The organism is bacterium, assembly GCA_026708055.1.
Lineage (GTDB): Bacteria > Actinomycetota > Acidimicrobiia > Acidimicrobiales > CATQHL01 > VXNF01.
Window position 1 is genome coordinate 24,025 of record JAPOVS010000018.1, and the last position, 14,511, is coordinate 38,535.

The following is a 14,511-nucleotide window of genomic DNA, read 5'->3' on the forward strand; positions in this document are numbered from 1 at the left end:
ACGGCCATCCGTTCAGAATTCGGGACCGACCCGGCCCGATGGGGCAGACTTTCGGCGGTGGAGTCCCACGCGCGGGCATCGCCTTTGCTGCAGGTACGCAACCTCTCCGCCGGCTACGGCCACGTTCGAGTGCTGTTCGGCGTGAGCTTCTCGCTGGCGCAGAGCGAGACGGTGGCCCTGCTGGGCGCCAACGGCGCCGGCAAGACCACGCTGCTGCGCACGCTCGGCGGCCTGCTGATGCCCAGCGAGGGAGCGGTGCGGCTCGGGACGAGGAACATCACCTACTCCGAGCCCGAGACCCGCTTCAGGGTCGGCATGGTGCAGTTGCGCGGCGGCGAGGGAACCTTCGCTCCCCTCAGCGTCGACGACAACCTGCGGGCGGCACTCATCGGCGCGGGCCTGCGTCGCGCTGAGGTTCTGGAACGGCAGGAGGAGGTGCTGGCCGTCTTCCCCGCCCTCGCCGAGCGGCTCGCCGATCCCGCCCGGGACCTGTCGGGCGGTCAGCGCCAGATGCTGGCCCTGGCGATGGTCCTCCAGCACCGGCCGGAGTTGCTGCTGATCGACGAGCTGAGCCTCGGCCTGGCGCCGATCGTGGTGCAGGAACTGCTCGGGGCACTGGCGCGGCTCCGTGAGCAGGGCCGCACGATGCTGGTCGTCGAGCAGTCCGTGAGCCTGGCCCTGGACCTCGCCGACCGCGCCATGTTCCTCGAGAACGGCAGGGTGGTCTTCGAGGGGCGCTCGGAGGACCTGCGCCCGCGTGAGGACCTGCTGCGAGCTGCCTTCCTGGAAGGATCGGAGACAGCCTCCGCGACCGCCACCGAAGGGACGGTCGAGCCGTGATCGAGGTGGTTGGCTGGGGGGTCTCGCAGCAGGACCTGCTCATCGGCGGCGTCACCGGGCTCACCTACGCCGCCCTCGCGGCCGGCTTCGTGCTCGTCTACCGGGCCAGCGGGATCCTGAACTTCGCGCACGCCGACGTCGGTGCGCTCTGCGCCGCCACTTTCGTGCTGATGCTGGCGGGATACGGGCTGAACTGGTGGATGGCGTTCGTCGTGGCGATCGTGGGCGGCTTCATCGTCGGCGGCGCCATCGAGTTGACGATCATCCGGAGGCTCTCGCAGTCCTCGCGGCTGGTGCTGCTCATCGCCACCATCGGCGTGGGTCAATTGCTCGTCCTGGCCCGGATCAACCTGCCGTCGGTGCTCCGGCCCGGACCCATCCCGCCGCCCTTCGACCTGCGCTGGGAGGTCACCGACGATCTCCGGATCCTGGGGCGCGAGCTCATCGTGATCATCGCCGTGCCGGTGATGGTGGGCCTCCTGGGATTGGTGCTGCACAAGACCCGCTTCGGGCTGGCAGCACGGGCGGCCGCCGCCAATCCCGAGACCGCCCGCACCTACGGCATCCCGACGCGCCGGATCTCGACCGCGCTCTGGGGCATCGCCGGGTCGCTCTCGGCTGCCACCGCCGTGTTCTTCGCACCGCTGGAGGGGGTGAGCGCCGCCCAGACCGGCACCGCCGCCCTGGCGCCCCCGCTGCTGTTGCGGGCCCTCGTCGTCAGCCTGATCGCCAGGATGCGCTCGCTGCCGATGACGCTGGTCGGCGGCGTCGGCGTCGGCATCGCCGAGAAGATCGTGCGCGACAACGTGGCGTCGGCCAACCGCTCCATCGTTGACCTGTTCCTGTTCGGTGCGGTGGTGGTGGCGGTGCTGTTCGCGGTCCGCGCCCGCCGGGACGAGGCGGGCTGGTCGCTGTCACCCAAGCTCCGGGCGGTGCCGAGAGAGTTCGGCGACCTGGCGATCGTGCGCCATCTGGGCACCATCGGGCTGGGCGGCATCTTCCTGTTCCTGGGCCTGCTCGGCTGGCTGCTGGATTCCCCCACGTCCCTGTGGCTCTGGACGGGGATCCTCATCCACACGATGGTGGCCCTCTCGCTCACATTGCTGACCGGCTGGGCGGGGCAGATCTCCCTGGGACAGTTCGCCTTCGTGGGCCTGGGGGCGTTCTGCCTGGTGGCGCTGACCAGGGGGCATGACATCCCTGTCCCGTTGAACGCCTTCGACCTGTCGCTGCAGCTGAACTGGGGCCTGGCGGTGGTGCTTTGCACGCTGATCGGTGCGCTGGCGGCGCTGGTCATCGGCGTTCCCGCCCTGCGGGTGCGCGGCCTGTTCCTGGCGGTCGCCACGCTGGCCTTCGCGGTGGCGTCGGCCAACTGGATCCTGGCACAGGACGTCTTCACCGGCGGCACCACCGCGGTGCGCCCCGTCAGCGAGCCGGTGCTGGGACCGTTCGACTTCGGCGCCTCCCGCAAGTCCTTCTACTTCCTCTGCCTGGGGTTCCTGATCGTGGTGACCGTGCTGCTGGCAAGGTTGCGGCACACGGGCATCGGACGCTCGCTGCTGGCGGTGCGGGAGAACGAGGAGATGGCTGCGGCCAGCACGGTGTCGGTGACCCGCATGAAGATCATGGGTTTCGCCATCGCCGGCGCGGTGGCGGCCCTGGCGGGCGCCCTCTACGGGACCCTGCAGGAGAACCTCAGCCCCGCCAACACGTTCGCACCCGAGTTCTCGATCGACGTGGTGGCCATCTCGGTGATCGGCGGGCTGGGCTCGATCGCCGGACCGTTCCTGGGAGTGCTCTGGGTCAAGGGCATCCCGGCGCTCTTCGACCCGACGGCGCCCCCGGAGTCGATCCGTCTCGTCACCTCCGGCATCGGCCTGCTGCTGTTGCTGCTCTACCTGCCGGGCGGTCTCGTGCAGTTCCTCTACAACGGGCGCGACTACCTGCTGCACATGATCAGCCGCTCGCGCTTCGGGGCGCGCGCCTCGCCGCCGAAGCCCGCACCGATTCCGGTCTCGGCACTCACCGTGCCGCCGAGACCGGCCGTCCCCGACTCGCCGGTGTGGCTGCGCACGCAGGCGCTCAGTGTCAGCTTCGGGGGAAACAGGGCGGTGCGGGAGGTCGACTTCGAGGTGCGCCGCGGCGAACTGGTCGGGCTCATCGGCACCAACGGTGCCGGCAAGTCCACCCTCATGAACGCGGTCAGCGGGTTCGTGCCGGCCTCGGGCGCCGTGGAACTGCTCGGAGTCGACGTGTCGGACCTCAGGGCGCACGCGCGTCACCGGCGCGGCCTGGGTCGCACGTTCCAGTCGGCGCGCCTGTACCCCGACCTGACGGTCACCGAAACGCTGATGGTGGCACTCGAGGCGCGGCGCCGGTCGTTGCTGCTTCCGTCCCTGCTGGGCCTGCCGCCGTCGCCGGCCGCCGAACGGCACAAGCGCGCGGAGGCTGCCGAACTCGTCGACTATCTGAGACTCGGGGACTTCGCCGGCTACTTCGTCTCCGAACTCTCCACCGGCACCCGCCGCGTCGTGGAACTGGGCTGCATGCTGGCGAGCGACGCCCGCGTCCTGATGCTCGACGAGCCGACAGGCGGTCTGTCCCAGCGGGAGACCGAGGAATTCGGACCCAGGATCAAGGAGGTGCAGACCGAACTCGACGCCGCGGTCGTCGTGATCGAGCACGACGTGCCGCTCGTCATGGGCATCTCGGACCGGATGTACTGCCTGGAGGCCGGGGCGGTCATCTCGGTGGGGACACCCGCGCAGTTGCGAGCCGACCCCGCCGTCATCGCCTCCTACCTGGGCTCCGACGAGCGGCTGACCGGCGACGGCCGCAGTTGAGGAGGCGATCCGCCGGGTACGCCTCGGCTCCCGGACCGCTCAGCGCCGGAGCGCCCTGACCAGCCGATCCAGGATCTCCTCCAGCAGAGTCGTGGAGGTGCCGAAGTTGAGGCGCACGTGGCCCTCACCGCCAGTGCCGAACTCGTGGCCTTCGGACGTGCGGACCTGCGCCCTCTCCAGGAGCCTGGCAGCGGCATCGCGACCCAGGTCGAGCGCCGACAGATCCAGCCAGGCCAGGAACGTCGAGGCCGGTAGGTGACAGCCCACCGCGGGCAACTCGGTCGCCAGCACGTCGACGACGAGACGCCGGTGCCGGTCGAACAACGCCACGAGATCGTCGAGCCAGCCGGCGCCCTGCTGCCAGGCGGTGAGCGCCGCCTCGACCCCGGCACGTCCCACACCGCCGAGGAGGTGCGCCGGCATCGCCGACTCGAAGCGATCAAGCAGGTCCTCGTCGCCAAAGACGGCGATGGCCGCCCGCAGGCCGGAGATCGCGAAGGCCTTCCCTGCCGAATAGAGGGCCACGGTGTGCCCAGCGGCGTCCGGCAATGCGAGTGTCGGGTAGTGGCACCCGCCCGGGTAGACGAGATCGAAATGGATCTCGTCGCTGACGAGGATCACGTCGTGCCGGCGGGTCAGTTCCACCATGACCTGCAGGTCCTGCCGGCCGTAGAGGTGGCCGGTGGGGTTGTGGGGGCTGCACAGCAACAGGATGCGAGCGGCCGGTTCCCGCTCGAGCAGCGCCGCCAGGTCGTCCAGTTCCAGGCGCCAGCCGTCGGCGTCGTGACGCAGCGGGCACTCCAGGCTGCGGCGGCCCAGCTCGGGGGCGACGTCGTGGAAGTACGGGTAGACCGGAGGCGTGGTGATGACGCCCTCGCCGGGCTCGGAGAACGCCGCCACGACGGCCCAGATGCCCTGCAGGACGTCGGCGGTCGGGACCACGAGTTCGGGATCGGGGCGCCAGCCGTGCCGCTGCGCCGCCCAGTCGGCGAATGCGTGGCCGAGCTCGTTCGCCCGCCGGCTGTAGCCGACATCGGGCAGGTCGGCGAGACGGCGGAGGGCGTCTCGCACCACCGGCGGGGGGCCCAAGTCGTGCTCGGCGATCCAGGCCGGCAGCACGCCCGGTGGATCGATGCCCCACTTCAGGTTGCCGCCTGCCCGCTTGGCCGACTCGTCCACCCGATCGGCGACACCGTCGAATACACCACCGGCGCTGTCGTTGCCCGACTCGCCGCGCCTCACGCCCGCCATTGTGGCACCCGCGGCCGGAAACGTGACCACGTCTGCCCGGCCCTGCTCAGGCAGGACGGTACGCTCGCGTGCGTGCCGCTGACCGATCGTGACGATCTCCACGATGAGGTTCTGCTGCGGCTCGAGGCAAAGGGCCGGCGATTCACGTCCAACCACCGTCTCGTGATCGACGTGCTGGCCGACGCGGGCCGGCCGCTGACCATCCCGGAGATCCTGCCGCGCACGCCGCAGGTCCCCCAGAGTTCGGTCTACCGGACCCTCACCGTGCTCGAGGAGGCCGGAGCGGTCAGCCGCCTGACCATGGGATCCAACCATGCCCACTTCGAGCTGTCCGAACTACTCGGCCGCCACCACCACCATCTCGTGTGCCGTGCCTGCGGCTCCATCGTGGACATCGACCTGGACCCCGAGATCGAGCAGGCCGTTGAAGCGGAACTGAACCGCTCGGCCCTCGTGCACGGCCTTCGCATTGACGAGCACAGCATCGACGCCTTCGGATACTGCGCCGACTGCTCCTGATCCGCTCCGGATCGAAGGGGCTCCCAGCGGGAGCGGATGCTCCGCCAACCCCGCCGGGCGAAGGTCCACAGCGGAGATGAACGTCGATTCAGGCGGGGCCCCTCAGCCGGACTGCTCAGGCGTGGGCGCGCTCGTCGTGGTCACCGTGGCCGTGGGCATGGTCGTCCAGCACCAGCAGGCGGTCCGCCGGATGCTCACAACACTCCTCGCCGGCAGCGGGCGGCTCGCAGCAGTCGGACTCGGGCCCGCAGCAGATACCGGCCTGCACGATCCGTCCCCGGTAGGAGGCCTGCAGGACCTCGGCGGTGAGGACCTCGGCCGGCGGCCCCTGCGCCACCAAGCGGTTCGCCAGCAGCACCACGTGATCGCAGCGGCGCGCCTCGTCCAGATGGTGCGTGGAAAGGACCACGATTGCACCCCTGGCACGTTCTGCGTTGATCACCTCCAGGATCCTCCCCTGGCTCGCCAGGTCCAGACCGGTGATCGGCTCGTCGAGCAGCAGGAGATCGCCCTCCTGCGTGATGATCTGCGCCATGAGCACCCGCTGGCGCTGACCGGCGGACAGTTCGCCGAACTGCCGACCGAGCAGGTCGGCGACCTCCAGCAGTTCCGCGGCGTCGCGGACGCGGCGGCGGTCGGCGGCGGTCAGCCGGCCGACGAGCCCCCGGAACCTGTAGTGCCCCATGCCGATGACCTCGCGCACCGTCAGCGGCATCCAGATGCCGATGCCGTGCTGGTGCGGCATGTACGCCACCCGGTCGGGTCCCTCGACGGTGCCGGATGCGGGGTCGATGAGCCCGGCCAGCACGTGCAGGAGCGTTGTCTTGCCCGAGCCGTTGGGGCCGATGAGGGCTGTCACCGAGCCAGCCCGCAGATGGATCGTGACATCGCTGAGCGCCGGGCGATCCCCGTAGCTGAAAGTGACGCCGTCGGCACGCAGCGACGGACGCCCGCCGATGGTCTCCGACTCGCGGGCCTGCTCGATGACCGTTGTCATGGCAGCCGAGAGGCTTCCTGCAGCCGGGCAGATCCTGCTGGTACAAGGTCTCCCACGTCTCTCACGCTAGCGGCGCGGGGCGCCGGGCGGAACGCCGTTCGAATCATGCGAGCCTCCTCCGGTCTGTTGATCCGCCCGGTTGGTGTTCGGTGGATCCGCGATCCCATAGCGAGCCCCTGGTTGAGATCGGTCCTCTGGTGACCCTGTCGCTGGGATTGGTTCTCACAAGTGAGATCCGTTCTCATTTGCAGTATACTTTCGGGTATGAATCTCATTCTGAATCTCGGTCCAGCAACTCAGATCCGCCGCGCTCTCGCCGCAGTGCGCGGGACGCCGCTCCGGCGAGCGATCGCAATCGCCTGCGCGCTGGCACTTGTGCTGGCAAGTTGCGCATCCGACGAGCCCACGGCCACTGCTCCGGCCGCGGGCGCCCCGGCCCCGCCGCCGGCCGAACCCACCGCCCCGCCGCCGGCCGAGCCCGCCACCCCGCCCTCGCCCACCGAGGCCCCGGCCGCGGCGACCGAGAGCGACGGCGACCAGCCGCCGGCCCAGATCATCGCCACCACGACGATCTGGGCGGACATCGCCCGGAACGTGGCCTGCGGGGGGCTCGCCGAGGTGGAGTCCATCATCCCGCCGGTCGCCGACCCGCACGACTTCGAGGCGTCCATGGCCGACCGCGCCCGGCTCGACGCCGCCGACCTGATCGTGGAGAACGGCCTGGGACTCGAGCAGGCGTTGGCGGACACCCTCGCCTCGGCGGAGGCCGACGGCACACCGATTTTCTCCGCGGCCGCGCAGGTGACGACCATCGAGTTCGACGCCGACATGTTCGGAGGCCACGGACACGAGGACGAGCACGACCACGACGAAGAGGACGACCACGACGACCACGAGGACGAGCACGACCACGACGAAGAGGACGACCACGACGACCACGAGGACGAGCACGACCACGACGAAGAGGACGACCACGACGACCACGAGGACGAGCACGACCACGACGAAGAGGACGACCACGACGACCACGAGGACGAGCACGACCACGACGAAGAGGACGACCACGACGACCACGAGGACGAGCACGACCACGACGAAGAGGACGACCACGACGACCACGAGGACGAGCACGACCACGACGAAGAGGACGACCACGACGACCACGAGGACGAGCACGACCACGACGAAGAGGACGACCACGACGACCACGAGGACGAGCACGACCACGACGAAGAGGACGACCACGACGACCACGAGGACGAGCACGACCACGAGGAAATGGACGACCACGACGACCACGACGAGCACGACCACGGCTCGGAGGACCCGCACGTGTGGCTCGATCCGGTGCGAGTGGCACAGGCGGTCGAGAGCCTCGCGGCAGTGCTCGTGGACCAGCACGGACTGGACGCGGGAAGGGTCTCGGCCTGCGTCGACGCCTATCTGGCCGAACTCGGCCAGCTCCACGAGGACATCACCGACACCCTGGCCACGGTGCCCTCAGCGAGCCGCAAGCTCGTGACCAACCACGACGCGTTCGGCTATTTCGCCGACCGCTACGACTTCGAGGTCATCGGCACCGTCATCCCGTCGCTCTCGACGCTGGCGGAGCCCAGCCCGGCGAGCCTGGAGGCGCTGGCGGAACTCATCGAGGAGACCGGGGTACCGGCCATCTTCTCCGAGTACCTCAGCCACAGCAGGGACATCGCGGCCGCTCTGGCCGACCGGCTCGACGGCGTCAGCGTGGTCAGCCTCTATTCCGGCGCCCTCGGCGAGGAGGGGTCAGGGGCCGAGACCTACCTCAACATGATGCGTCACAACGCCCGGACCATCGCCGAGGCACTGGGCGGCTGAAGGGCCCCCACCAGCAGGAACCGCGGCCGGCCGCGCCGGCGGCCGGCCGCGCAGGCCGGTCCGGCGGGACTCAGGTTGCCAATGGCTCTCATTCTCCGAGCGACTAGAACACCCCTGTGGAGTTCCTGACCGACCCCTGGGCCTGGTGGATCGAGCCGTTCGCCGCCAACCCGTTCATGCAACGGGCCCTCTACGCCGGCCTGCTGGCGGTGCTCTCCTGCTCGATCATCGGCACCTGGGTCGTCCTGCGGGGGCTCAGCTTCCTGGGCGACGCTCTGGCCCACGGAGTGCTCCCCGGCATCGCCATCGCCACCATCCTCGGCGGGAACGTGACGCTCGGCGCCCTGCTGGCGGCTCTCGTCGTCGTCAGCGGGATCGGTGCCCTGCGCCGCTACTCGCCGCTACCCACCGACACCGCCATCGGCCTGCTGTTCGTCGGCATGCTTGCGTTGGCCGTGGTCATCATGTCCGGTCAGTCCGGCAGCTACGGGGGCGATCTCACCGCGCTGCTGTTCGGTTCGATCACCGGTGTTGACGACGCCGACATCCAGCGCCAGATCATCACCACCGCCATCTCCGCGGGCGGCTCGCTGCTGCTCTACCGGGCCTTCCTGGTACTCACCTTCAACGAGACCCAGGCCCAGATACTCGGCCTCCGGCCGCGGCTCACGCACTTCCTGCTCCTGGCGCTGCTGGCGGCGGCCATCGTCTCCTCGTTCGAGGTGGTCGGCACGCTGCTGGTGTTCGCCCTGCTGATCGGGCCGCCGGCCACCGCGGCGCTGCTGCTGCGGCGGGTGCCGCTGATCATGGCGGCGGCAGTGCTGCTCGGGGCGATCACCACGACGATCGGGATCCTCGTCAGCTACCACCACGACACCGCGGCGGGGGGCACCATGGCGCTCAGCTCGGTGGCACTGTTCCTGGCTGTGCTGGCGCTGAAGGTCTTCGGCAGTTGGGCTATCGAGCGCCTGCGTCCCGCACTGCGTCGAACAGGTAGCGCCCCGACGACCGCTGCGCCAGGATGAGGTAGGAGCGCTCGCCGGCCACGTCGTTGCGCACCAGCGTGCAGGCCACCCGCGCCACGGACGCCCCACAGACTGCGCCGTCGGGAAACATCGCCTCGGTGGTGTCGATGCTGCACACGGCTGCCAGGACCTCCGGTGTGGCCGGTCCGGTCAGCCGGAACATCGCCAGGCCATGCGTGAGGTTCACCGTGACGGCGCCGGGTGCCGGTGGCTCGGAGCCGGATCGCTCCCCCAGCAGCAGCCACTCCCCGGGCCGGACGCCACAGACCAGCGAGCCCTCTCCGGCGGTCGTGGCGGCGCCGAAGTCAACTCCCAGATGCCGCTCCGCCTCCCCGTTGGGTTCGAAGCTCTCGTACACCAGCAGCTTCGGGGTCGCCGACTCGTCAGTGAGCCTCCAGCCGGTACCGCTCGCCTCACCGGCGCCGCCGTCGGCCACGGGTCCGATGAATGCGGGAGTATCAGACACGGAGGCGCTCACCTTCGGGATCGAAGTGGGCATGGTGGGCGGTGATCACAGCTGAGCGGCGACGGCCGTCGGTGCCGACAATGGCGAGGGTGCTCTCGGGGGCGGCGTGGGCGGCCTCCACCTGCGCCAGGCAGATCGAGCGCTCCAGCGTGGGCGAGAACCGCGACGAGGTGATGCGTCCGATGATCCGTTCGTTGCCGTCAGGCCCGGCGGCAACGAGCTGGCAGGCCTCCGGGGGGACGTAGGAGGGATCGGTCGGTTGCACGGCCACTAGTCGCGGCGGCGCATCGGGCGTCCTGCCGGGCTCACCCTCCAGTGCCCACTGGAGCTCGGGTCGGCCCGCGAAGTCCTCCTTGTCGAGCTTGATCAGCCACTCCAGGCCGGCCGTCGGGGCCTTCGTCAGGGCGTCGGTGTCCTGGCCGACGATGAAGTGTCCCTTCTCGAGGCGCATGATCCGCTGGGCCTCGAGGCCGAACGGCGCCACGCCCAGGTCGGCGCCGGCGGCAAGCAGCGCCTGCCACACGTGCGGTCCGTGACCGGCCGGCACGTGCAACTCGTAGGACAGCTCGCCGGTGAAACCGATGCGCCACATGACGCAGCCCGCCACGCCGGCCACGGCGCCCGTGCGCACCTGCATGTACTTGAACGCCTCCGGGTTGAGGTCGACGCCGTCGACGAGGCGCTCCAGCAGGGTCCGCGACCGAGGCCCCGCCACGTTGATGCTGGTGTAGGCGTCGGTCACGGGCGTCACCCGCACCCGCCAGTCGGGGTGCTCGGTCTGCAGCCAGTTCTGGATCCAGATCTCCATGGTGCCCGCACCCGAGCTGGTGGTGCTCATCAGGTAGTGCTCCTCGCCCAGGCGCCCGGCGACGCCGTCGTCGAGGATCACGCCGTCTTCGGCGCACATCACGCCGTAGCGCACCGCGCCGATCGCCAGGCGCCGCCACTTGTTGACATAGAGGAGGCTCAGCAACTCGGTGGCGTCGGGCCCTTGCACGTCGAGCTTGCCGAGCGGGCTCACGTCGATGATGCCGACGTTTGCGCGGACGTTGCGGACCTCCGCGGCAGGATCGCCGTAGTGCTCGGGACGGATCCACTGGCCTGCCTGGATGGGTGCCATCCCGGCGGCGACGTGGAGGTCGTGCAGTGACGAGATGCGCTCCGGCTCGAACATCCGCCCCGCCAGCGCTCCCAGCGTCACAGGGGCGTACGGAGGCCGCCAGGTTGTGGTGCCCACCTCGGCGATGGTCGAACTGGTGGCCTCGGCGAGGACGGCCACCGTGTTGACCGTCTCGAGCTTGCCCTGCGCCGAACCCATGGTGGCCGTGGTCCAGCGCTTGACGAGTTCCACGGAGTCGAAGCCTTCAGCGGCGCCGTGTCGCAGGTCGCGGGAACTCACGTCCTCGGAGAGGTCCACGATGCCGTCGGTGCTCGAGCGATACAGCTCGGGGTGCGGATCGCGGCTCAACCCGGCTCGCTCGTCGGGCGGGTACGGAGGCTCCGGACCGCCCACCGGCGCGGCCCAGGCGGTGGCAATCTGCAGGCGGTGCGCCAGCGCAGCGGCGCGTGCGGCCGCCAGGCGACCGGTGGCCTCGCCGTGCGCCACCAGTTCGTCGAGCGAACCGTCACCGGCCAGACCGCCGGTGCTGAGCACGGTCCCCTCCTCGAGGTGCGGGGATCCGGGCGGCGATGGGAAGAAACGGGCCGTCGCCGGATCGTAGGTGGGCCGGACCCCGGCCATGTTCAGAAGCGATGTGGGCGCGGTCCAGCCGGCCGCGGTCACCAGCAGGTCGGCCTCCAGCCGGGTGCCGTCGGACAGCACGACCCGCTCCACACAGCTGCGGGGCCCGAGCGCGGCGGTCACCGTGCGGCCCGCCCGCGCGTCCACCAACTCCACCTCGGCACCTGCCGCGTCGAGGTCGCCGGCTGCTGCGTCGCCCGCCTCGTTGGCGCTGAAGACGACCGCTCTGGTTCCCGGACGCACTGCCCAGAGGTTGAGAAGCCGGCGCACTCCCTGGGACAGCATCACGCCCGGGCGGTCGTTGCCGGCGAAGGTGTACGGGCGCTCGATCAGTCCTGCCGCCACGACGAGGACCTTGGTCCGCGCTTTGATGAGTCGCTCAGGGCCTGCCCCGCCCCGCTCCACGATGGCGAGCCAATTGTCCTCCCAACGGCCGGCGACGGTGGCGTCGGTGAGGATCTCCACGCCGGCGGCGTGGGCGGCATCGATCAACCCGGTGGCGAGGGCACGCTCACTCTCGCCGCCCCAACGCAGGTGGCCGCCGGGGGTGTGATCGTGCTCCACCAGGAGCACCCGCGCCCCTGCCGTGGCGGCCGCCGTCGCCGCCGCCAGCCCCGCCGGTCCCCCGCCGGCCACCACCACGTCGGGATGGGCGTAGCGCTTGTCGTGGCGCCGCGGCGCGCTGTCGGGATCGACGACGCCCCCGGGGGCGAAGCGCGCCAGCACCTTCTCGTAAGCGGGCCACAGCCGGCGCGGCCGCATGAAGGTCTTGTAGTAGAAGCCCGCGCTGAGGGCGCGTCCACCGGCGGCGGTGAGCGCCTTGGCATCCCAGCGCAGCGACGGCCAGGCGTTCTGCGCCGACACCGCCATGCCGGCCTCCAGCAGCCGGTGGCCGGCGCGCACGTTCGGCTCCTCGCCCACCTGCACGAGCGTGTTCGGATCCCAGTAGTCGGCCGTCAGGATCCCGCGGGGCCGGTGGTACTTCATGCTGCGGGAGAACACCCGGCAGCCGCCGGCCGCCAGCGCCGAGGCGATCGTGTCGCCCGCCAAGCCGCTGACCGCGCGCCCGTTCCAGGTGAAGGTCAGCGGGCGTTCGCGGTCGATCACCTCGCCGGGCCGTGCGGGCAGCCGGGCAGGACTCACCGGCACCGCCCGCTCGTCATTCTGGCCAAGGGCCCGACCCGGACCCGATCCGGGGCCGGAACCCAATGGGGCCCTGGATCCCGGCCTCCGCCGGGATGACGACAGTATGAAGGCACTATGGTCATTGCCGGCCTCCGCCGGAACGACGGGAGTATGAAGGCACCACGGTCATGGCCGGCCTCCGCCGGAACGACGGGAGTGTGTAGCCGCCGCAGTCACGGCCCGTCGCATCGTCATTCCAGCGAAGGCCGGAATCCAGTGGTGCAGGCACCGCAGTCATGGCCGGTCCCGGCCCGGGAGCTCGTCGCTGCGAGCCAGCGGCGGGTTCTGGAAGCGGTTCTCGCCGCGGTGACGCTCGGCGACGAAGAAGCGCCCGCAGCCGAGGCGGCAGTACCAGGTCTCGCGGGTCCAGCCCGCCGGGTTGTGCTCCTCGTAGAGATAGGCGCGCCATTCCTGCGGTGTGGTGGCCGACGGGTCCGGCCGCGGTTCGCTCTCCCCCACCAGCGTGAGGTCAGCGGAGTTGCGGGGGCCGCAGTGGGGACAGGGCACGAGCAGCATCAGTGCCCCACCGCCGCCGCGCCCTTCTCGCCCACCAGCCGGTCCTCGGAGAACCGGCTCAGCTTGAAGGGCTCGATGAGATCCGGGGTCTCGGCGGAAGCGATGCAGGCGGCCAGCTGCTCGCCTGCCACGGGGGCGGCCTTGAACCCGTAGGTCCCCCAGCCCACGTCGCAGAAGAACCCCGCCACGGGCGTCGGCCCGATGATCGGCGAGTAGTCGGGGGTCATGTCGCAGAGCCCCGACCATTGCCGCAGCAGCCGCATCCGCCCGAGGCCGGGCATGAGCTGGAGGACATGGCCGGAGAGCTCCTCGGCGAAGGCCAGCGAGCCACCGGTGTCGTAGGTGGCGATCGGATCGACCGCCGCGCCGAAGACAAGTTCGCCCCGGTCGGTCTGGCTGACGTAGACGTGCAGCGAGCCCGACACCACCACTGCCGGCAGGAACATCTTGACCGGCTCGGTGACCGCGGCCTGCAGCGGGTGGGTGGAGATCGGCAGCCGCAGGCCGGCCATGGCCGCGACCAGCGACGCCCAACCTGCCGTGCAGTTCACGACCACCGGCGCCGAGACGTCTCCCCGGCTGGTGCGGACGCCCGTGACGTGCCCGCCGGGACCTTTCCCGCCCGGTCCGTCGCCGCCGGCCACGTCGATGTCGAGCACCTCGGTGTTCTGGTGCATCTCGACACCCAGGGCAGCAGCCGCCCGGGCGTATCCCCACACCACCGCGTCGTGGCGGACAATGCCCCCGGGCGGGTGGTGCAGGGCGCCCAGGATCGGATACCGGGGATTCCCGGAGGTATCGAGAGCGGGCACGAGCCGCTTGATCTCCGTCGGGCCGATCACCTCGGAGTCCACACCCTGGTGCTTGTTCACCTCGGCCCGCCAGCGCATCGTGCGCAATGCGCCGTCGCTGTGCGCCAGGGTCAGGTGGCCCCGGCGGGAGAACATCACGTTCAGATTGAGATCGACGGCCAGCCGCTCGTACAGCCGCACCGAGCGGTCGTAGAAGGCCACGCCGTCGGGCGTGAGGTAGTTGGAGCGCACGATCGCCGTATTGCGCCCCGAGCCGCCGCCGCCCAGATAGCCCTTGTCCAGGACGGCCACGTCGGTGATTCCCCAGTTCGAGGCGAGGTAGTAGGCGGTCGCCAAGCCGTGTACGCCCCCGCCCACCACGACCGCGTCGTAACTGCTGCGCAATTCGCCGCTGCGCCAGATCGGCGGCCAGGGACGCTTGCCGCGCCGCAGCAGCGCCAGCGCCGAGTAGCGGGCCGGGTA

12 protein-coding genes are annotated in these 14,511 nt (G+C 70.5%); 5 read left to right on the top strand and 7 right to left on the bottom strand.

All coding sequences use genetic code 11. The features are described 5' to 3' along the window. Window positions 1-57: 57 nt before the first annotated feature. Both OXG55_01605 and OXG55_01610 read left to right on the top strand, forming a co-directional pair. The gene (locus OXG55_01605; protein MCY4101952.1) at window positions 58-840 is read left to right on the top strand and encodes an ATP-binding cassette domain-containing protein; all 783 of its coding nucleotides are present in this window, start codon (window positions 58-60) and stop codon (window positions 838-840) included. Further along, entirely contained in the window at window positions 837-3,683 is a 2,847-nt protein-coding gene (locus tag OXG55_01610) for an ATP-binding cassette domain-containing protein (GenBank protein ID MCY4101953.1), read from the top strand. The genes OXG55_01605 and OXG55_01610 overlap by 4 nt, the downstream gene beginning before the upstream one ends. A gap of 39 nt (window positions 3,684-3,722) precedes the next feature. Here the strand turns inward: OXG55_01610 and OXG55_01615 are convergent, their stop codons facing one another. After that, the gene (locus OXG55_01615; GenBank protein ID MCY4101954.1) at window positions 3,723-4,964 is read right to left on the bottom strand and encodes an aminotransferase class I/II-fold pyridoxal phosphate-dependent enzyme; all 1,242 of its coding nucleotides are present in this window, start codon (window positions 4,962-4,964) and stop codon (window positions 3,723-3,725) included. Window positions 4,965-5,006: 42 nt separating this feature from the next. On the opposite strand from OXG55_01615, the gene OXG55_01620 reads away from it, so the two are divergent. Beyond that, on the top strand, window positions 5,007-5,453 hold the full coding sequence (locus tag OXG55_01620; GenBank protein MCY4101955.1) for a Fur family transcriptional regulator: 447 nt from the start codon (window positions 5,007-5,009) through the stop codon (window positions 5,451-5,453). A 115-nt stretch (window positions 5,454-5,568) separates the two neighbouring features. On the opposite strand, the gene OXG55_01625 is transcribed toward OXG55_01620, so the two are convergent. Together OXG55_01625 and OXG55_01630 are read right to left on the bottom strand one after the other, a co-directional pair. Then, window positions 5,569-6,450: a metal ABC transporter ATP-binding protein gene (locus OXG55_01625; protein MCY4101956.1), complete on the bottom strand. Its 882-nt coding sequence runs from the start codon at window positions 6,448-6,450 to the stop codon at window positions 5,569-5,571. A gap of 296 nt (window positions 6,451-6,746) precedes the next feature. Then, entirely contained in the window at window positions 6,747-7,082 is a 336-nt protein-coding gene (locus OXG55_01630) for a hypothetical protein (protein ID MCY4101957.1), read from the bottom strand. Here OXG55_01630 and OXG55_01635 point away from each other — a divergent pair. Next, a complete protein-coding gene (locus tag OXG55_01635) occupies window positions 7,045-8,304 on the top strand; it encodes a metal ABC transporter substrate-binding protein (GenBank protein ID MCY4101958.1) in 1,260 nt (419 codons plus the stop codon). The two genes, OXG55_01630 and OXG55_01635, sit on opposite strands and share 38 nt — an antisense overlap. Before the next feature lie 116 nt (window positions 8,305-8,420). Then, window positions 8,421-9,329 (top strand): metal ABC transporter permease, encoded by a 909-nt coding sequence (locus OXG55_01640; GenBank protein ID MCY4101959.1) that lies wholly within the window; start codon window positions 8,421-8,423, stop codon window positions 9,327-9,329. On the opposite strand, the gene OXG55_01645 is transcribed toward OXG55_01640, so the two are convergent. From OXG55_01645 to OXG55_01660, 4 genes are all read right to left on the bottom strand, one after another. Next, entirely contained in the window at window positions 9,262-9,795 is a 534-nt protein-coding gene (locus OXG55_01645) for a hypothetical protein (protein MCY4101960.1), read from the bottom strand. The genes OXG55_01640 and OXG55_01645 overlap by 68 nt on opposite strands. After that, on the bottom strand, window positions 9,788-12,685 hold the full coding sequence (locus tag OXG55_01650) for a 2Fe-2S iron-sulfur cluster-binding protein (GenBank protein MCY4101961.1): 2,898 nt from the start codon (window positions 12,683-12,685) through the stop codon (window positions 9,788-9,790). The genes OXG55_01645 and OXG55_01650 overlap by 8 nt, the downstream gene beginning before the upstream one ends. A gap of 270 nt (window positions 12,686-12,955) precedes the next feature. Continuing rightward, window positions 12,956-13,237, bottom strand: a complete 282-nt coding sequence (locus OXG55_01655) for a sarcosine oxidase subunit delta (protein ID MCY4101962.1) — start codon at window positions 13,235-13,237, stop codon at window positions 12,956-12,958. Then, complete coding sequence (locus OXG55_01660) at window positions 13,237-14,490, bottom strand: FAD-dependent oxidoreductase (protein ID MCY4101963.1); 1,254 nt, start codon at window positions 14,488-14,490, stop codon at window positions 13,237-13,239. Before OXG55_01660 ends, OXG55_01655 begins: the two co-directional genes overlap by 1 nt. Between the last annotated feature and the right edge of the window lie 21 nt (window positions 14,491-14,511).